This window comes from Xanthomonas cassavae CFBP 4642 (genome assembly GCF_000454545.1).
Classification (GTDB): Bacteria; Pseudomonadota; Gammaproteobacteria; order Xanthomonadales; family Xanthomonadaceae; genus Xanthomonas; species Xanthomonas cassavae.
In genome coordinates this window covers 5,031,424-5,051,168 of sequence record NZ_CM002139.1, presented here as the reverse complement: position 1 = coordinate 5,051,168, position 19,745 = coordinate 5,031,424, and the positions used below count along the sequence as shown (strand labels likewise).

The following is a 19,745-nucleotide window of genomic DNA, read 5'->3' as shown; positions in this document are numbered from 1 at the left end:
GACGACCGGCGCATTGCAGGCGACGTGCGTCGTGGGAGTGAGCGGGTGACCCTGCCGCCGCACAGCATCACGCGCACGCGGCCAAGGCGCGCGCGACCACATGCGGCGCGCGTATGCCGCTACCGCGCGCCCTGGGTCTACGGGCGTTGCTGTCCCACCTCGACAATTGCGCCTGTGACCTGCGCCCGGACACCCGGCAGCGGCACGCCCGGCATGCTGGCCTGGTCGCGTCATCTGCTGCCGCACTGGAGCTGGCCGGGGCGCGAGGGCCACGTTCGTCTCGACACAACGCAACGCCTGACTCCCCGCACCCACCGGTATGCACACGCCGCATTCCCCACCACACGCCCCTTTTGACTTGTGAGAACGCCATGCATCACCGACCCTGGCTGTTACGCTGCGGCTTGTTGCTCGGGCTGAGCGCGATCGCCGCATCCGCCACGGCAGCGCCGGCGTGCGCGCCCGGAGCGGTGACGCTCAAGTCGGCCTATTCCAAGGGGTTTTTGCTGGGGACGGCAGTCAATGCCGAGATCGTCTCCGGCAAGGACGCCGCCTCCGCGGCGCTGGTGGCTTGCCACTTCAATGCGGTCACTCCGGAGAACGTGATGAAGGCCGAGGTCGTCGCGCCGCGGCCGGGCGTGTTCGACTTCGCCGCCGCCGACGCGTTCGTCGCCTATGCGCAGCGCCGGCGCATGTTCGTGGTCGGGCACACGCTGGTCTGGCACAACCAGACCCCGGAGTGGTTCTTCGTCGATGCGCAGGGCGCAGCCAACACCTCGGCTGCGCAGATCGAGCGCATGCGTGCGCATATCGAACGGGTTGCCGGGCGCTATGTCGGCAAGGTGCGGGCCTGGGATGTGGTCAACGAGATCATCGACGAAGACGGCAGCTACCGGGCCACCAACTGGGTACGAGTCGTAGGCGATGGTGACACCGTGGTGCGCAATGCCTTTGCCTTCGCGCAGCGCTACGCGCCGGATGCAGAGCTCTACTACAACGACTTCAATGCCTGGCGGCCGGCCAAACGCGACGGCATCGTACGCATGGTCAGGATGTTGCAGCAGGCCGGTATCCGCATCGACGGCGTCGGCATGCAGGGGCATTGGGGGCTGAACTACCCCAGCGTGCAGGACATCGAAGCGGCCATCGATGCGTATGCTGCGCTCGGTATCAAGGTGATGATCACCGAACTGGACGTGGACGTGTTGCCGGTCACCAAGGAAGGCCAGGTGATCGGAACGGGCCTGGCGCACAAGCAGTTCCAGCTGCCGGAATTCAAGCGGTTTCTCGACCCGTATCGCGATGGGCTACCGCCACAGGTACAGGCGCAGTTGACCGAGCGCTATGCGGCGCTGTTCGCGCTGTTCTGGCGCAAGCGCGACACGCTGGCGCGTATCAGCGTGTGGGGCGTCACCGACGGCATGTCGTGGAAGAACGATTACCCGGTTCCCGGCCGCACCAATTATCCCTTGCTGTTCGACCGCAATCATCGGCCCAAACCTGCGCTGGACGCGGTGCTGGCGGTCCCCGCCGCTGCCGGGCAATAGCCGCGTTCGCCAGCATGCGCGGCTCGCATGATGGCATGATGCTCGCACTTGAACCCGGACCTTGCCGATGCGCTTGTCGCCCTATTTGTTGTTGGCCGTTCCGCTGCTGGCCATTGTCGCTGCCTGCACGAAGAAGGACACACCGCCACCGCGATTCACCAGCATCGGGCATCTGCAACGCTTCGATCAGCGTTTCAGCAAGGTGGTCGCGGCCGATGCGCGCATCGAGAAGCTCACCGAAGGCTTCACCTGGTCAGAAGGCCCGGCGTGGGTGCGCAACGGGGGCTACCTGCTGTTCACCGATGTACCGGAAAACAAGCTGTATCGCTGGTCCGAGGAAGCGGGCCTGTCGGTGCTGCTGTCGCCGTCCGGCTACGTCGGCCCGGAACAGGCCACGCTGCGCGAAGCCGGTGCCAACGGCCTGTATGCCGAGCCGAGCGGCACGGTGCTGCTGGCCGATTCGGGCACGCGGATCGTGGCCAGGCTCGATCCGGCCACCCGCAAGAAGACGCCGCTGGCCACCCGCTTCGACGGCAAGCGCTTCAATAGTCCCAACGATGTGGTGCGTCGCAACGACGGCGTGGTGTTCTTTACCGATCCGCCGTATGGCTTGAAGGATCTCAACGACTCGCCGGCCAAGGAACTGCGCTACAACGGCGTATACCGGCTGGACCCCGACGGCAGCGTGCATCTGCTGGACGACAGCCTGAGCTTCCCCAACGGGATCGCATTGTCGCCGGATGAGCGCACCTTGTACGTGTCCAATTCCGACCCCAAACGGCCGATCTGGATGGCGTATGCGCTCGATGCGCAGGGTGCCGTCACCGGCAAGCGCGTGTTCGCCGATGCCTCGGATCTGGTCGCCAAGGACGCCCCCGGCCTGCCCGACGGCATGGCGGTTTCGTCTGACGGCCACCTGTTCGCCACCGGCCCCGGCGGCGTCATCGTGTTCGACCCATCCGGCCAGCGGCTGGGCCGCATCGAAACCGGTGAGGCCATCTCCAACTGCGCGTTCGGCAACGACGGCCATACCCACTACATGACCTCGCACGCGATGCTGGCCCGCGTGCGGGTCAAGTCGCTGGGGTTGCAGTTCGTGCGTTGATGGTGCACTGCGCGCCTGTGCATCTCGGCGGCAGCGCATGGAGACAGGGCGGTCTCAACTTGCAAGTGCAACACGTGAGTTGAATTGAGCGATCTCTTCTTCCAGCGCCTGGTTCGGCGTCTTCCAGCCAAGCGTCTGCCGTGGCCGGGCGTTNCTCCGCGTCGCCGAAGGTCAGTTGCATCGTCATCGTCCTGGTGCCTCTGTGCGATTGTCGCAGGATCGGGGGGAGTTGTTCAGAGTTTCCCTAAAAGACGGCTCTGCTATCGGTTGTCTGGCGTCGTTGGATGGAGCCAGCGAATCGGGAGTGCGTGGTGAAGGATTTGAATTGGTTGACACGCAAGGCAGCGTGTATGCCTTCAACCACATGGTCACTCGCTCCTATCCAGCGTTGGCTAAGTCCTCCCCTGGCCCAGCGGCCCTTTCTGCAGGTGCGGCAATGACCACCGCAAGCGTCGGTGGAGTCGTTCCGATGGTCGCTAACAACTACATCCTGGTTCGCAAGGAGGTCTTGATCTATCCCACGCGAGTGACCGATCGCTTCGGCAACACGGTGGTTTACAACTGGAATCCCGGTGCTCCGTGGCAGCTTCTAAGCATTGTTGCCAGCGATGGGCGTCGCATTGACCTGTCATATGCCGGAGGGGATAGCAACACCATCACCTCCGTGACCACCGGTGGGCGAACGTGGTCTTACGGCTACAGTGACCCCCTGGATACAGTGACGCTGCCTGACGGCAGCAGCTGGACCTTTGATTTGGTCGCCTTGTCTCTTGCACGCGTAACTTACAGCCAGCCGCCGGGCTGCGACAACATACGCCCTTGGTCCGGTGGCACTAGGGTCGGCAGCATCACTGCTCCGACCGGCGCTCGCAGCGATTACACGATCAATTCCATGCTGATGGGACGGTCGTGGGTGCCCAGGGTTTGCAGGAGAGAAGAGGCCTATTCGGACATCCCCTATCAGTTCTATGTCATGGCAGGGCGGTCTCAACTTGCAAGTGCAACACGTGAGTTGAATTGAGCGATCTCTTCTTCCAGCGCCTGGTTCGGCGTCTGCCAGCCAAGCGTCTGCCGTGGCCGGGCGTTCATCAGGTCGGCGACGTTGTTGAGATACTCCTGGCTCGCCTTGGACAAGTCCGCGCCTTTTGGCATGAACTGGCGCAGCAGGCCGTTGGTGTTCTCATTGCTGCCGCGCTGCCAGGGCGCATGTGGATCGGCGAACCAAAGATCGATGTTGAGCCGCTTCATCAGCTCTGGACAACACGTCATCTCGGTTCCGCGGTCATAGGTGAGGCTTCCCAGCAGGAAACGCGGCAGCTTCTTCATCTGTCGCGTGAAGCCCTCCAGCGCATCCTGTGCAGTACAGCCATCCATCTTGCACAGCACCACAAAGCGCGTCTTTCGCTCCACCAGCGTGCCTACGCACGAGCGGTTGAAAGCCCCTTTGATCAGGTCGCCTTCCCAGTGCCCAGGAATCAAGCGCTGCGCCACCTCTTCAGGCCGATGGACGATACGCAGCTCCTCCGGCACCCACGTGCGCTTGGCAGCGGTTGTACGGCGCAAGCCTCGCGTCGGCTTGTGCTGACGAAGCGCCTCCACAAGCTCTTTCTTCAAACCACCACGCGGATGCGCGTAGATAGCGGCGTAGATTGTTTCGTGACTCACGCGTTGACTTGGATCATCCGGATGCATGGCCTTGAGCTTGGCAGCAATTTGCTGGGGCGACCAACGATACAGAACCAAGTCGTCACGCACCTGCTGAAAGAGCGCACTGCCTTCAACAAGCCGGCGCCTTCGAACGCACGCTCTGCGGCGCAGCCGATAGTTGCTGGCTGCGCTGGTTGCCGCATAGACAGGTTCGCCCTGTCGCCTTATCTCGCGCGACAGGGTGGACGCACTGCGATTGAGTCGCCTTGCAATGGAGTTGATGCTCATTCCGTTACCGAGTTCAATTTGAAGCAAAGCGCGTTCTTCGGAACCCAGGTGTCTGTACTGTGTGCCCATGCCGCTACCCTACGTCAAGGCGGGGTGTTGCACTTGGAAGTTGAGTCTAAGGTTTGAGATAGATCATCCCCACGCCATAGCGGCGATGGCGATGCGCCAACGCAACAATGTGCTCGCGCAGCTCAACGTTGCGGCCCCCGCGCGGGCGATAGCGCAGCGCACTGGCGCTCATGCCGATCGCTGCCAGGGCGCACCGCTCGCTGGCCCCAGCTTCGATCCACTCGCGCACCAGCGCACCGCGCGCCGGTGCGCTCACCATTTTTTTGTAGCGCATCCTTGGATCAGGTCGTTCTGGAACACCTGCTCGGCCAGCGACTTCTTCAGTCGCGCATTCTCGGCTTCCAGATCCTTGAGCCGCTTGGCATCGGGCACGCTCATGCCGCCGAACTTGCTGCGCCACAGGTAGTAGGAAGCCTCACTGAAGCCATGGCGCCGGCACAGGTCCTTGATGGCGACGCCGGCCTCTGCTTCGCGCAGGAAGCCAATGATCTGTTCTTCGGAAAAACGCTTCTTCACGTCCAATCTCCTCGGGATGGGGAATTGGACTCCAAACCAAGGTGCTACTCAAACTTGGGGGGACGTCAGTGACGCGCCGTTGATCGGATTCGCTCCGTCGTCACTTTAACATCGCTTTTCCTCAATGTTTGGCTGGATAGGGTGCGGTTTCCCCTAATCTAACGAGGACATCCTCATGGCCGAACCCAAAGAAAACCTGCTTGATTGCTCCGCGATGCTCATGCGATGGAACAGCAGGCCGAGACCATGTTGAGGGGCCAGGCGTCTCGCATTGAGCACTACCCGGTCTTGAAGGCGCGGATTGAGGAGCACATCCAAGAAACGATCGGCCAGCGGGAGTTGCTCGAGGGGTGTATCAAGCGTTTGGGCGGTTCTCCCTCCACGATCAAGGACGTGATGGGCAAGATGGCGGCTCTAGGCCAAGCGGTGGGTGGGATGACCGCATCAGACGAAATCGTGAAAGGCGCGATGGCCGGCTATGTCTTCGAACACCTCGAAATTGCGTCTTATACCGCGCTGATCGCGGCGGCCAAGACCGCCGGTGATCCGGAAACGGCACGCGTGTGCGAGGAGATCTTGGCTCAGGAGGAAGCAATGGCCGACTGGCTCGCGACGCACCTGCCAGAACTCACCGAAGAGTTCCTGGTGCGCGATGCAACTCCGGGCGTTGAGGCGAAGAAGTAACGATTGGCTCTTCATCAGCGCCTTGTCGGATGCGCTACGACGGCCCGACGGGCGCTGATTTGCATTACATCCCAGGTTTTGCGATAGGCGTGGGTGCTGAACTTCTAGAGAGCGAGCACCGTAAGAAGCAACACCAGCATGATGGCAAATAGCCGCAGATCGAGGAGATCACCATGACTGACGACAAGAAGACCACCGGCAGCCCGGACCGCGATCGGATCAACGTCAATGAGGACTACGAGCTGCACTACTGGACCAAGGTGGTGGGCGTCAGCGCGGAGGAGCTTAGGGCAGCGGTCGAAGCCGTCGGCCCGACCGCGGCGGCCGTGCGTAAACACCTGGATAAGTAACCGGGAGTAGGGCATGTTCCTCGCCGAATACAGCCGCAAGCGGCGTTTTGACAAAACCAAGGAGCCAGAGCCGGGGAAGGTCTTGCCATCCGGGCAGCGCGCGATTTTCGTGGTTCAACTCCACCATGCCAGCCGCCGTCACTACGACTTCCGGCTCCAGGTCGGCGATGCGCTCAAAAGTTGGGCCGTTCCCAAAGGGCCCAGCTACGACCCCAAGGTCAAGCGCATGGCGGTGGAGGTTGAAGACCATCCCGTGGACTACGCCGGCTTCGAAGGCGAGATTCCGAAGGGGCAATACGGGGGTGGCCACGTCGCCCAGTTTGACCACGGTGTGTGGGCCACCTCAGGCGACCCGGAGGCCCAACTTGCCAAGGGACACCTGCGTTTCGAGCTCTTTGGCACCAAGCTCAAAGGCGGTTGGCATCTGGTTCGATCGGGCAAGCCGGCCAAGCAGCCGCAATGGCTACTTTTCAAAGAAGACGATGCCTTCGCCAGCGATGTGGAGGCGGATGACCTGCTGGGCGACGTCACCTCGCCGCCTCCTGAAGATCTGAAGCGGGCAGGGGCTGGCAAGGCAGACAAGAAAAAGCTCACGGCGGTGGCCCTGCCACGTAAGGGCCGTCGCAAGGACTGGGCGAAGAAGGCCGCGGCGCTGACCAAGGCCAAAAGAGGCAAGCCGCCAGAGGGCCCGTTCGAACCGCAGCTGGCCAAGCTCGGCGACGCTCCCCCCCAGGGCGACCAATGGGTGCATGAGATCAAGTGGGATGGCTACCGTATCCTGGCCACCATTGAGGAGGGCGAGGTGCGCTTTTGGTCACGCAATGCTCTGGAATGGACCGAGAAGATTCCTGAAATCAGGGATGCCGTTGCAGCTCTCGGGCTGAAGTCAGGGGCACTGGACGGGGAACTCATCGCCGGCAACGGTACAAAAGAGGACTTCAACCTCCTGCAGGCCACCCTGTCCGGTGAACGGCAAGGCACCTTGGCCTATGTCTTGTTCGATCTGCTCCACATCGATGGAATAGATGTTGCCGATGCGCCCCTGCTCGAGCGCAAGGAACTCCTGCAGGAGCTGTTGGAGGACAGCCAAGGGCACTTGGCCTTCAGCTCCCACATCGAGGGCGATGGGGAATCGGCCTACCGGCTGGCAGGCGAGCGCCACTTTGAAGGCATCATTTCGAAACGTGCAGACCGGGCCTATCACAGGGGCCGGGGCGAGGACTGGAAGAAGACCAAGCAGCTGGCCAGCGACGAGTTTGCCGTCGTGGGTTACACGGCCCCGAAGGGCAGCCGCACGGGCTTCGGGTCGTTGCTCCTGGCCAAGCCTGACCCTAAGCACGGCTGGCTTTACGTGGGCCGGGTGGGTTCAGGCTTCTCCGATGCGCTGATCAAAGAGGTGGGCCAGCTGGTCGGCCGAGCTGGCGGAAAGACGCCTACCGCTTACGTCCCCACCGAGGACACCGACCTCCGCTCGGCCACGTGGTTTGAGCCAAGGTTCGTGGTGGAGGTCTTTTATCGCGGCATCGGCGGCCAGCAACTGCTGCGCCAAGCCTCGCTCAAGGCGGTCAGGCAAGACAAGGACGTGGCCGATTTGGCCGACTCGGACAGGGCTGCCACCGTCGAACAGCCCGCCGATGCCCCCCAGTTCACCCCCCCTGGCAAGCGGCTCAAGAGCGCCTCAAAGCACGGCAACGCTTCAAAGCACGGCACCGCCCCGACAGGAGCCCAGGGCCGCACACCGCCTCGGCTGTCCAGTCCGACCAAGGTGATCTTTCCTGACATCAGGGCCACTAAGCAGGACGTGTGGGATTACTACACGGCCGTGATCGACCACGTATTGCCCGAGGTTATCGGCCGCCCCTTGTCGATCATCCGGTGCCCCAGTGGGGCTGCCAAACCTTGTTTCTTCCAGAAGCACCACACCGCAGGCCTGGAGCTTGTGGACTCGGTTCGGCTCAAAGAAGACAGTGGGATCAACGCACACTACTTGGTGGTCAGGGATGCAGCCAGCCTGCTCGAGCTGGTTCAGTTCAATGCGCTGGAGTTCCACCCGTGGGGCAGCCACGCGGAAGCGCCTGATCGGGCCGACCGCGTCGTCTTTGACCTGGATCCCGGCCCTGATGTGCCCTTTTCCGAAGTCAAAAAGGCAGCCGTGGACATCCGCAAGCTGCTTGAACGGTTGGAATTGGAGTCGTTCTTGCGGGTGTCAGGCGGCAAGGGGCTGCACGTGGTGGTGCCGTTGAACCCGGGGTGCGATTGGGACCTGACCAAGCGCTTTGCCAAGGGGTTTGCCGACGCGTTGGCACAATCGGAGCCGACCCGCTTTTTGGCCACCTCGACCAAAAGCCTTCGTGACAAACGCATTTTTGTGGACTACCTGCGCAACGGCCGCGGGGCGACAGCGGTCGCATCGTATTCTCTGCGCGGCCGCCCCGGCGCCCCGGTGGCCATGCCCATCGCCTGGAGCGAGCTTGCCGAGCTGACCGGTGCGGACGCTTTCACCATGAAAGACGTGCCGGCGAAGTTGGCTAGACGCAAGAAGGATCCTTGGGCGGACATCAACGCGATCCAGCAAAACCTGGCCCGGTGGGCGCAAGACGCGTGATCCGGCCGCCTGCCTTGATACTTGGGAGAAACCGATGCATCGATCCATCCTGTCCGCTGCCGCAGCCCTCGCCTTAACCGCGTGCGGGGGCGGAAACACCGAGTCCAGTGTCCAAGCGCCTGGTGCGGAGGAAACGGCCAAGACGAAGGCCTTGGAAACGGGTGCGGCAGTGATGCAGGATCGGCCGCCGATCGATGCCGTCAACGCCTACCTGGACGGCTTTCATTTCTACAATGGTCAGATGAAGCTCCAGATGGAAGCTCATCATTACTGCTCAATCCTCAACGAGGATGTCATCCAGTGCACCATCTACGATGGCAATGTGAAAGACGCCAAGCTGATGGGCGTGGAATACATCATCAGTGAGAAGCTATTCGCGGGCCTCCCTGAGCAGGAAAAGGCGCTCTGGCATAGCCATGTCCAGGAGGTGAAATCGGGGCAGCTGATCGCACCAGGGATCCCGGAGGTGGCTGAGCATGAGCTCATGGAGAAACTCATCCGCACGTACGGGAAAACGTGGCACACCTGGCACACCGACTTGGACAAGGACCTTCCGCGAGGCATGCCGCAGTTGATGATGGGCTTCACGGCCGATGGCCAAGCGGACCCGGCGATGGTGGCGGCTCGCGACACGCGGCTCGGCGTCAGCAGCGAGGACAAGCGAACGCGCCGCGCCGATATCGCCGCTTCGACCATAGACCCGGGTGCAGACGCCTGGCAACAGGGGACAGTGATCCAAATCCAGGACCCAAGCGGTGGACACGCTCACGGGGCCGAGAGCCGGAATAAGGCAGCCACCACCGGTGGGGATCCTTCTTGGCCCCGGCGGTGAAGATCTTCGGGTCAAAGATGCGCTGCAGCTCTTCCTCGTCGAACAAACGCTCCGGCTTATCCGTGTCCACGGCCAGATCCTTGTTGATTTCTGCGAAGGCGTCCATGGGCGACATCGGAATCGCCTTGGTCTTGGCCAGATTGCCGAAGAACGTCACCAGGAACCGCCGGTGCTTCTCCAGCGTGGCGGGAGCCGGGGGCGCCACGCCGAGTTCCTTGCCGAGGGCAACCGTCCTGCTCGAACGTGTAGTCCCGATACTTGAAGTCGGGCAGCAGAAGCAGTGGTGCCCGACGCATCAGGCCGCAAAGCTTGTAGACGTGAGCGTGGTCGGTGCGCGAGACGGGAATGTCACCACCCGCGATTCGCGAGCCGTGGCGTCGATGGTCTCCTTGGCCAGGCAGCACCGGTCGCGGCGTCCCAGGTAGTCCGAGATCTCGACCGAGAGCAAGCGAGCCGAGGGCAGGGGCTCGGGGGGAGAGTGTCCGGTTCTTGCCGAGGCGCACCCTTCGAGAGCGCTCATCCGCGCGGTCAAAGAGTTCTAGTGCGTGGATCGTGGCTTCGCGACTCGTGATGTTGATTTCGGAGGCCCGGACGTTGCCGACATGGACATCCTTTATTTGCAGGAGCCCGAAGGGGGCGGTGATGTAATCGCGGAGTTGTTGCTGGATGGGTGACGACATGGCTTTCTTTCATTGGAACAATCCATTCCCNGGCCGGGCGCTTGACCGCGGCCATGGCGAGCTCGCGTTTGGGCGCGGCCACCGGCTTGCTCTTGGACTGCAGTACGGTGGGCGCGGCAGCGCGGATGGTGGTCGGGCGTTCGGCTTCGATCTTGAAGATCGACACCGCCTGCCTGAGCTGCACGGCCTGGTCTTCCATCGAGCGGGCGGCCGCGGTGGCTTCTTCCACCAGTGCGGCATTTTGTTGGGTGGTCTCGTCCATCTGGGTGACGGTGAGGTTGACCTGCTCGATGCCGGAGGACTGCTCCTGCGAAGCGGCAGAGATTTCGCCCATGATGTCGGTGACGCGCTGCACGCTGGCCACGATTTCGGCCATGGTGGTGCCTGCGGTGTGCACCAGGGCAGAGCCTTCAGCCACGCGTTCGACCGAATCGTCGATCAGGCCCTTGATCTCCTTGGCCGCGGCGGTGGAGCGCTGGGCGAGGGTGCGCACCTCGCTGGCAACCACGGCAAAGCCACGCCCTTGTTCGCCGGCACGCGCGGCTTCCACTGCAGCGTTCAGCGCCAGGATGTTGGTCTGGAACGAGATGCCGTCGATGACGCTGATGATGTCGGCGATCTTCTTGGACGAGGCTTCGATGCCGGTCATGGTGCCCACGACCTTGCTGACGATATCGCCACCTTGCGAGGCGACGCTGGCCGCACCGATCGCCAGCTGATTGGCCTGGCGCGCATGTTCGGCATTCTGCTTGACGGTGGAGGTGAGTTCCTCCATCGAGGCGGCGGTTTCTTCCAGGTTGGCGGCCTGCTGTTCGGTGCGCTGGGAAAGATCCTGATTGCCGGCGGCAATTTCGCTCGCAGCCGAATTGATCGACACTGCCGACTGCTGGATGCGCCCGACAATCTCCGCCAGCTGCGTGGCCGTGGCGTTGGCGTCGTCGCGCATCTGTGCAAACACGCCCTTGAAGTCGCCGCTCATGCGCGCGGTCAGATCGCCGGCTGCGATGGATTGCAACAGCGTCGACAACGATTGCAGGTTGCCGTCGGCAGTGGCCATCAGCTGGTTGAGGCTGTCGACCATGACATGGAAATCGTACTGGAAACGATCAGCATCGCCACGCGCGCTGAAGTCGCCATTGGCTGCCGACAGCGCCAGCTGCTTGATCTCTGCATTCATTGCCGACAGGTTGGCCTTGACTTCATCCATGGTCTGGGTGAGCACGGCCTTTTCGCCCGGCAATGCCGCCATGCTCTCGCTCAGGTCGCCGATGGCGTAGCGGCCCATGATGCGTGCGAGCGTGGTCTGCACCGCCAGGTGCGAGGCCACCAGCGCATTGGTGTCCTGCGCCATGCGGCCGTAATCGCCGGGAAATGCATCGGCATCGATACGGAAACTGATCTGCCCATCATCGTGACGCTTGGCCATCTCGCCTTGCGCGCGCAACAGGGACTGCAACTGGGCCTGCATGCCGCTCATGGCACGCAGCAGGCGGCCGGTTTCGTCCCGGGCATCGGTCTGCACCTGGTTGTCCAGCTGGCCGTTGGCAATCGCTTCGGCGGCCTTGGTGGCGCGGGCCAGCGGATGGGTCAGGCTGCGGGTGATCAGCCAGGCCAGCAGGCCGCTGATCGTGACCACGGCGACTCCGCCGATCAGCAACAGCAGCTTGGCGCGATTCATCGACTGCACGGTTTCCGCATAGGCCTGCCGACTTTGCTCTTCCTGCCGGCTCACCAGCTCGCGGATCTTGTCCTGCCAGGCGATATTGGCAAGGCGCGCCTTTTGGTTGAGCAGAGTCTGGGCAGGCGTATTGTCATCAGCGGCTGCCAGGGTCATCACTTCGTCATTGATTTTGCCGGAAACCGCACGCAGCGCGTCCATCTCCGTGCGAATCTTGCGGCCTTCTTCGGAGCTGGGCAGCGTCTCGAGCCTTGCGCGCAGATCCTTGTAGCGCTGGCGCTGGGTCTTGATCGTCTCCAGTGCCTGTTTGTCGAGTTCGGCACTAGTGGCCATGGCGTAGGTGCCCAGCGCGATCATGATCGACGAGTTGGCATCCAGCATCCCGTTGCCCATCTGGATCTTGGCCATGCGGTCGAGCACGATGAAGTCCAGCTGTTTCTTGGCGCTGGCCATCGAACTCAAGCCGATGGCAACCAGCAGACCCGACAGCAGGATCAACAGGGCGAATGCGGCGCCAAGGCGGCGGCCGACGGAATAGCGTTGCAGTAAGGCGGTCATGCGGCAGTCCCGTGTCCAGGTTTAGAAGGTGCCGGTCTGACCAGTCGTGTGAAGATCGCATGAGGATCGGGTCGGCACCGTGGATAACGACGCGTAGTGTGGAAACTTGATCCGCCAAGGCCAATGGATTTAGCTCCGCGTCGCCGTTGTCAACAGGTCGGGAAATACCCGACTGGCAGATGCTGTGGGCGGGGCTGCAGACTGCTGACGTGGCAGCCTGCGGCAGCGGCGGGCGCAGCCCTCATTGCACATGATCGTGTCGGCGGCCGCGTTAGAGTCGCAGCCCACACCGACGTCCGACATGCACGCATGGATACCCAGAACCACGAATGGATGCAGGCCGTCACCGATGCGCTCAGCGATCTGCTGGCTGCGCGCGTTGCGCAGGCCACCTTGCTGGAGGCCATGCTGGTCTCGCATCCCGAGCCTGCCGCGCTCAGAAAAGCCTGGGACGAATTGTCGTCCCAGCGCATTGCCGTCGTAGCCCAGAACAAGGCGACCGCACAGGTGGAACGGCCGATGGATGGCTATACGCTGGAGCAATTCCAGGCGTGGGAAGAGAAGTTTCGCCGTTATTTTCCGCGCGATTTGAACGCGTCATCGGACGATGCGTCAGGTTGATCAACAGCGCGCAGGGCAGGGCAATCAGCTCCTGGTGTCCTGTAGAGCAGTTGTCGTCGATCAGGTGCCGAAGGCGCCTTTCATGCGGCTGCTTTGAAGGCGCGGTCTTCTTGCTGGCCACTTCTCGTACGACGTCTTAGAAAGATTTTCTGGTGATGTCGTTGTCATTGCTGGCAAATGGTGCCGTCATCGTGGGCGTTGCAGCATCGCAAGGCTGCAGCGCAGTACTGGGCTTCACCAGCTTTGCATCACCGCCGGCGGCTTCTGGTCAGACCCCTTCGGCGGTTGGAAACGCTAAGATCCGGACTCGTGCAGAGTTGGAGGCGCTAATGATCGATCGTCGTACCTTTCTTGCCACAGGTGTCGTGGCCGTTGCCGCAAGTTTCGGCGCATCCGCCGCTCGGATCACGGCGGCGCCGCGTCCGAATGGCCCGGCGCCGTGGGGCGCCGTGCCCAGCGCACGTCAGCTGCAGTGGCATCGGTGGGAGCAATACGCCTTCGTGCATTTTGCGATGAACACCTTCACCGACAAGGAATGGGGCTACGGCGACGAAGATCCGCGCAGATTCGATCCCAGCGATTTCTCTGCCGATCAAATCGTCGCCGCTGCCAAGGCCGGCAATCTGAAAGGGCTGATCTTCACCGCCAAGCATCACGATGGATTCTGTCTTTGGCCGACACGCCTGACCGAGCATTGCATTCGCAATTCGCCCTACAAGGACGGCAAGGGCGACATCGTCGGCGAAATGGCAGCGGCGTGCCGACGCGCTGGCCTGGCCTTCGGCATCTACCTTTCGCCTTGGGATCGCAACCACGCCGAGTATGGCCGCCCCGGCTATCTCGATTACTTCCGCAAGCAGATCGTCGAACTCTGCACGAGGTATGGCGACCTGTTCGAATTCTGGTTCGATGGCGCCAATGGCGGCGACGGCTACTACGGTGGCGCACGCGAGTCGCGCAAGATCGATGCGCCTGCGTATTACAACTGGCCGCAGACGATTGCGTTAGTTCATCAGCACCAGCCGATGGCCTGCACCTTCGACCCGCTCGGTGCGGATATCCGCTGGGTTGGCAACGAGGACGGCGTTGCTGGCGATCCATGCTGGCCGACCATGCCCAATGCGCCCTATACTCAGGAAAACGGCAATGTCGGCGTGCGCGGGGCGGCACTATGGTGGCCGGCCGAAACCAACACCTCGATCCGCCCGGGCTGGTTCTACCATGCCGATGAAGACGGCAAGGTGCGCAGTCCGGAAAACCTGGTGCGCTACTTCGATACCTCGGTCGCGCGCGGCACCAACATGAATCTCAATCTTCCGCCCGACCGACGCGGCCGCATCGCCGAACACGACGTGGCGGTGCTGCAGAGTTTCGGTAATGCCATCCGCGCCAGCTTCGCCATCGATCTGGCCAAGGGCGGCAAGGCCAGTGCCAGCGCGTCGCGCGGTGCCGGGTTCGAGCCGGCGCGCGTGCTCGACCATCAACCGGACAGCTACTGGTCCACGCCGGATGAGATCACCACGCCCACGCTGACGTTGGAGCTGTCTGCGGCGCACAGCTTTGACCTGATCCGGCTGCGCGAGTACCTGCCGCTGGGCGTGCGTGTCACTCGTTTCGCGATCGAAGCCGAGGTGGGGCAGCAATGGCAGCGGTTGGCCGAGGCGCAGTGCATCGGTGCACAGCGGATCCTGCGGCTCGATCGCCCGGTCACCGCGCGCCGTGTGCGTTTGGTCGTGCTTGAGGCGCCGGTCTGCCCGGCGATCAGCGAATTCGCGCTGTTCCGCGCGGTTGCGCCCGTCCCGGTTGCGCGGCCGACGGCGAACGCGCCGGATGTGCTGTCAACCGCAGGCTGGCGCATAGTGCAGGCCAGCGCGCCGGGAGCGGAGGCATTGCTGGACGATGATGCAGGCACGATCTGGACCGTGCCCGCTCCCACACCTGGCCACCCCGTGCAGGTGACCATCGACCTTGGCGAGCGGCGTGACGTTGCCGGCTTCAGCCTCACGCCATCGCGCACGGCGACGACCGGCGCGGCGCCGCCGAAGGGCTACCGCGCCGAAACCAGCGAAGATGGTCAACACTGGCAGCCGGCCGGTGCCGGCGAGCTGTCCAATATCGCCTATGCACTTGCGACCCAGCGTCTGAATTTCCCTGAGGTCCGCCAACTGCGCTACCTGCGGCTGTCGTTCGCAGAAACGGCAGTGCCTGCCGCGCGGCTATCGATCGCCGGCATCGGTGCCTTCTCCCGGTTGCGCTGACGGGACACGGGGTTTCTCGCCATGCACGGCGGTTGGTTGTGCATGGCAGCGGCGATGCAGCGTCACGGATCCGGCAACGCGTGAGAGGAGTACAGGCCCTGCGCCGGAGTGAACCGCCGGCCACGATCGCCGCGTAGCGGTGGGCGTTGGCGTGCGGCCCTGCGTGCGTCCATCGTAAGAACAGCAGATGGGAATGGCTTAGGCGGAAGAACAGCAGGTCCGGTGATTGAAGCTTTGGCGGCGATGGAACTGTTTCATCTGCCGGGGCAGTCAGGGCTCCTCTTGCCACCTCGCCTTGGTGGCTCCGCGCGGCGTAATGGGCCCGGCCAGGCACCGGCCTGAGACGCCTCGGGCCGGCGGCATGCGCGGTGTCCATCGCGTCGTCCTGCCGATCAGGTCACCGAAGGCCGTGTTCTTGCCTGCTCGCTGCGCAACGCCAGCCGTGCCGGGGGCAGCCCCGGTGCGCGCGCTTCCACTACCAGCGCGCCGGCGGCGCGAGTGGTCTGCAGCAGCGCCATGCACAGGCCGTTGAACGCGCGACGGCTGTTGCCCTTGTCGTTCTCGTGGCTGGCCGGGTCGCCGTTGCCCAGGCCGATCAGGCGCGCAGGTCCACGTAGCGCGAACTGCACCTGGTTGTCGGCGCTCGGCGCCATGCGCCCTTGCGCATCGACGATTTCCACCTTCACCACAGCCACGTCTTCGGCATCGGCGCGTAATGCATCGCGATCGCAGCTCAGGCGGATCGCGGCCGGCTTGCCGACGGTTTCGCGGCGCTGGCTCAGCACCAGCGTGCCGCCGCGATAGCCGCGCGCTTCGATCGCGCCCGCGGCATACGCCACGCGCCATTCGACATGGCCGTAAGTGGGCACCTGCTTTAGGCCCTGGCTGACGCCGTTGACCAGCAACTCCACGGCGTCGAGATTGCTATGGCACCAGACCTGTACGTGGCCGTTGTCGTCGGCCTGCAGCAGGCCATCCCAGTTCCAATGCGGGAACAGATGCAGCACCGGGTCGCTGGTCCATTGCGCGCGGTAGTACCAGTAGTTGTCCTTGGGAAAGCCGCAGCTATCGAGTACGCCGAATTGCGAGGCCACATTCGGCCAGCGGTTGTAGGGCGTGGGTTCGCCGCGGTAGTCGAAGCCGGTCCAGATGAAGCCGCCGGCGATATAGGGGCGTTGGGCGACATAGCTCCACCACGCTTCGGCGGTGCTGGCCCACCAGGGGTGGTCCAGGTCGTAGGCGCGTGTGTAGCCGCGTGCGTCGTCGCGTTGGTAGTTGCCGCGTACCGACACGGTGCTGCCGGTTTCGCTGCCGTAGATCGGAATGTCAGGGTATTGCGCGTGGAAGCCATCCATCTGGCTGGTGCGGTAATTGAAGCCGACCACGTCCACCACCTGGCCGACGCCATCGCCAAAGCCCTTGTCCATGGCGAAGGTGGTCGGGCGGGTGGGGTCGAGCTGGCGCACGCGCTGCTGCATGCGCGACACGATGCGCGCGCCGCGCTCGGTGACCTGCTGCGGTTCTTCGTTGCCGAGCGACCACAGGATGACGCTGGGATGATTGCGCCCGCGTCGCACCATCGTTTCCAGCTCGCCCATCGCCTCGGGATCGGTGGACATACGCCGGGTTTCTTCGATGACGAACATGCCCAGGCGGTCGCACAGGGCCAGCAGTTCCGGCGTGGCCGGATTATGCGAGCTGCGGTAGGCGTTGCAGCCCATCGACTTGAGCTGGCGCAGGCGCCATTCGTGCAAGGCGTCCGGGATGGCGGTGCCGACGCCGGCATGGTCCTGGTGGTTGTTGGTGCCGTGCAACTTGAGCGGGGTGCCGTTCAACAGGAAGCCGCGCTGTGCGTCGAAGGCGATGCTGCGTACGCCGAACCGGTTCACCACCGCATCGGTGGCGCGACCGTCGCTGTGCACGCTGGTGGTGGCGCTGTAGAGCTGCGGGGTGTCGATCGACCACAGCATGGCCTGGCCCAGTGGCAGGGTCTGCTCGATCTGCTGCAGCTGCCCCGGCGCCAGCGTGATGGCCGTGCTGGCCGATTGCGCAACCACGCGACCGTCGGGCGCGCTGATGCGCGTCTGCACGACGCACTGGCGCGGCGCGATGCCGTCGTTGCGCACTTCGGTGGAGACCTGCGCGGTGGCGTTGCCGGAGTCGATGCTGCTGCGCACGAACACGCCGTCCTGCGGCACATGCAGTGGGTCGATCTTTTGCAGCCACAGGTGGCGGTAGATGCCGGCGCCCTCGTAGAACCAGCCTTCGCCCCGGGTGGCATCCACGCGCACGGCGATGACATTGGGCTTGCCGTAGTCGAGCACTTCGCTGAGGTCGACCTCGAACCCGCAGTAACCGCTGGCATGGCGGCCGACAATGTGGCCATTGCAGAACACGATGCAATCGCGGAACACACCGTCGAATACCAGGCAGATGCGCTTGCCCAGGTCGCTGGCCGGAATCTGCAGCGTGCGCCGATACCAGCCCACGCTGTTTTCAGGAAAGCTGGTCCCCAGCGCCTTGTAGCCATGTGCGGCTGCCGGGTCTTCCTCGGTCATCGTGGCCGAGATCGGCTCCTGCCGGAACGGCAGGGTCACGGCCCAATCGTGCGGCAGGTCCACCGGCTGCCAGCCGCTGTCGTCGAAGCCCGCCTGCGCGGCGGTGGCGGTGTCCTTGCCGGCCTTGGCGAAGGTGCGCTGGAAGGTGCCTAAGTCGAAATCGCGTGAGGCATCGCTGGCGTGGCCCAGATGAAAGCGCCAGCCAAAATCGAATAGCAGGCGCTCGCGTGGCGCCAGTGTTGCGTCACCCAATGCGCTAACCGGCGCGGTGGTTTGGGCAGCCGTCGGTGCGGCGGCGGCAACGCCAGGCCCCAGGGCCGCAGCGGTGCCAACCGGGAGTGCCGCGCGCACGCCGCTTGCAAGCATGCCGCGCAGCACCTCGCGGCGATTGATGCCGGTCATGGCCGTGTCCTCGTGCCGACGTCTGCCGGTGTTGCCGATACAGGCGTGTGCGCTGCGGGCGTGTACGAGGGCGGTGCGCCGGTGTAACGGTGCTGCATGAAGTCGATCGCCGGCAGCACCTCGTTGCCGTGCCGGAAATCGAAGAAGCTGGCGTTTTCCCACGACGAGCCGGTGCCCCAGCGCGTCTTGCAGCTGCTGCTGGTCCAGGCCGGTTCCCAATACACTACGCCGGCACCGCCGGTGTCGATCACCAGCTGGGTGAGGTCGATCATGTACTTGGACTGGCCTTGCGGCGTGGCCGGATAGCCGGCAATCAGCGAGTCTTCGCCAAGCAGGTTGTGCGAGGTATCGCCGGATGCCAGCGTCCACGGGTAGGCCGTTTCCACCACCACCACGTCGGCATCGAAGCGACCACGCAGGCGCTTGATGGTCTTGCCCAGCTGCGCCATCGATTGGGTCGACCACTTGCGGTAGTAGCTGATGCCGATAAGGTCGAAGTCGGTGACGCCGGCCTTGGTGGCGGCGGCGAACCACGGCTCCACGTTCTCCGGCTGGGCGATATGCAGCATCACCCGTGGCTTGATCGCCGAGTGTGCGCCGATGTCGCGTACCGCCTTGATGCCGGCGTTGAACAGCTTGGCGTTGCGCTGCCAGTCGATGGGGCGCTTCTTGTCCCAGGGCTGGCTGTCCATCAGGTCGGAATTGCTTTCATTGCCCACCTGCACCAGTTCGGGCATCAGCCCGGCGCGGTCGAGCGCGCTGAGCGTGTCGTAGGTGAACCCGTAGAGCGTGCGTGCCAGCTCGTCGGTATCGGTGATGCTGGCCCAGGCCTTGGGAATCAGCTGTTTTTCGCCATCGGCCCAATCGTCGGAATAGTGCAGGTCCAGCAGCACCTGCATGCCCTGTGCGCGCGCGCGGGCAATGGTCTTCTTGACGTCGGACAGGTCGCTGTAGCGGGTCCAGCGCGCATCGTTCCACAGCCGCACCCGCACCAGATTGGCGCCGTGCGCATGGAACAGTTCGAACGGGTCCTGCACCACGCCGTTTTCGCGGTACTGCACGCCGCATTCTTCCATCTCGTTGACGTAGGACAGGTCCGCACCGAGATACAGCGTGGCGGGGGGCTGGGCGGCGTGTGCGGAGGCAGACAGCGCCAACGCCAGCAGCGTTGGCATCCAGAGACGGCGTGTAGTGCGCATGCAATTCCTCGACAGATCAAACATGGAGCGGCCGACAGCATGCTGCATGTGGCCGCCGTGGAGCGCAGGCGGTGCGCGGAATCGCAACCAGGGTTGCAGGTTGTTTCCGCCTCTGGAGGTCACTCACCTGCTGACCGGCGCAGCAGGC

The 19,745-nt window shown here is 63.6% G+C and carries 10 protein-coding genes and 4 pseudogenes; 9 read left to right on the top strand and 5 right to left on the bottom strand.

Annotation, left to right across the window (positions count from 1 at the left end):
* Positions 1 to 371: 371 nt before the first annotated feature.
* The 3 genes and pseudogenes from XCSCFBP4642_RS0122540 to XCSCFBP4642_RS27875 form a co-directional block, all read left to right on the top strand.
* Entirely contained in the window at positions 372 to 1,547 is a 1,176-nt protein-coding gene (locus XCSCFBP4642_RS0122540; protein WP_029221769.1) for an endo-1,4-beta-xylanase, read from the top strand.
* A gap of 67 nt (positions 1,548 to 1,614) precedes the next feature.
* Positions 1,615 to 2,652 carry an SMP-30/gluconolactonase/LRE family protein gene (locus tag XCSCFBP4642_RS0122535; RefSeq protein ID WP_029221768.1) on the top strand — a complete coding sequence of 346 codons (1,038 nt, stop codon included), beginning with the start codon at positions 1,615 to 1,617 and terminating at the stop codon, positions 2,650 to 2,652.
* Positions 2,653 to 2,854: 202 nt separating this feature from the next.
* Positions 2,855 to 3,652, top strand: a pseudogene (locus XCSCFBP4642_RS27875) (type IV secretion protein Rhs); the annotation flags it as partial.
* Here XCSCFBP4642_RS27875 and XCSCFBP4642_RS0122530 read toward each other — a convergent pair.
* Together XCSCFBP4642_RS0122530 and XCSCFBP4642_RS28995 are read right to left on the bottom strand one after the other, a co-directional pair.
* Positions 3,640 to 4,656 (bottom strand): IS30 family transposase, encoded by a 1,017-nt coding sequence (locus XCSCFBP4642_RS0122530; RefSeq protein ID WP_029221767.1) that lies wholly within the window; start codon positions 4,654 to 4,656, stop codon positions 3,640 to 3,642. The pseudogene XCSCFBP4642_RS27875 and the gene XCSCFBP4642_RS0122530 overlap by 13 nt on opposite strands.
* A gap of 52 nt (positions 4,657 to 4,708) precedes the next feature.
* Positions 4,709 to 5,172, bottom strand: a pseudogene (locus XCSCFBP4642_RS28995) (transposase); the annotation flags it as partial.
* Positions 5,173 to 5,347: 175 nt separating this feature from the next.
* Here XCSCFBP4642_RS28995 and XCSCFBP4642_RS25610 point away from each other — a divergent pair.
* The 4 genes and pseudogenes from XCSCFBP4642_RS25610 to XCSCFBP4642_RS0122500 all read left to right on the top strand — a co-directional run bounded on the left by XCSCFBP4642_RS25610 (position 5,348) and on the right by XCSCFBP4642_RS0122500 (position 9,643).
* Positions 5,348 to 5,856: pseudogene (locus XCSCFBP4642_RS25610) on the top strand (ferritin-like domain-containing protein).
* Between the two features lie 173 nt (positions 5,857 to 6,029).
* The gene (locus XCSCFBP4642_RS27870) at positions 6,030 to 6,206 is read left to right on the top strand and encodes a DUF3606 domain-containing protein (RefSeq protein WP_084624640.1); all 177 of its coding nucleotides are present in this window, start codon (positions 6,030 to 6,032) and stop codon (positions 6,204 to 6,206) included.
* Positions 6,207 to 6,219: 13 nt separating this feature from the next.
* Entirely contained in the window at positions 6,220 to 8,811 is a 2,592-nt protein-coding gene (gene ligD, locus XCSCFBP4642_RS0122505) for a DNA ligase D (protein WP_029221764.1), read from the top strand.
* A 34-nt stretch (positions 8,812 to 8,845) separates the two neighbouring features.
* Positions 8,846 to 9,643, top strand: coding sequence for an OBAP family protein (locus XCSCFBP4642_RS0122500; protein WP_029221763.1), 798 nt, complete (start codon positions 8,846 to 8,848; stop codon positions 9,641 to 9,643).
* Positions 9,644 to 10,321: 678 nt separating this feature from the next.
* Here XCSCFBP4642_RS0122500 and XCSCFBP4642_RS0122490 read toward each other — a convergent pair.
* Positions 10,322 to 12,559: pseudogene (locus XCSCFBP4642_RS0122490) on the bottom strand (methyl-accepting chemotaxis protein); the annotation flags it as partial.
* A gap of 309 nt (positions 12,560 to 12,868) precedes the next feature.
* Here XCSCFBP4642_RS0122490 and XCSCFBP4642_RS0122485 point away from each other — a divergent pair.
* Together XCSCFBP4642_RS0122485 and XCSCFBP4642_RS0122480 are read left to right on the top strand one after the other, a co-directional pair.
* A complete protein-coding gene (locus XCSCFBP4642_RS0122485) occupies positions 12,869 to 13,180 on the top strand; it encodes a hypothetical protein (protein WP_029221760.1) in 312 nt (103 codons plus the stop codon).
* A gap of 329 nt (positions 13,181 to 13,509) precedes the next feature.
* On the top strand, positions 13,510 to 15,438 hold the full coding sequence (locus XCSCFBP4642_RS0122480) for an alpha-L-fucosidase (RefSeq protein WP_029221759.1): 1,929 nt from the start codon (positions 13,510 to 13,512) through the stop codon (positions 15,436 to 15,438).
* A 392-nt stretch (positions 15,439 to 15,830) separates the two neighbouring features.
* Here XCSCFBP4642_RS0122480 and galA read toward each other — a convergent pair whose 3' ends face one another.
* Positions 15,831 to 18,398 (bottom strand): beta-galactosidase GalA, encoded by a 2,568-nt coding sequence (gene galA / locus XCSCFBP4642_RS0122475; RefSeq protein WP_029221758.1) that lies wholly within the window; start codon positions 18,396 to 18,398, stop codon positions 15,831 to 15,833.
* A complete protein-coding gene (locus tag XCSCFBP4642_RS0122470) occupies positions 18,395 to 19,597 on the bottom strand; it encodes a glycoside hydrolase family 53 protein (protein ID WP_029221757.1) in 1,203 nt (400 codons plus the stop codon). The genes galA and XCSCFBP4642_RS0122470 overlap by 4 nt, the downstream gene beginning before the upstream one ends.
* Positions 19,598 to 19,745 lie beyond the last annotated feature (148 nt).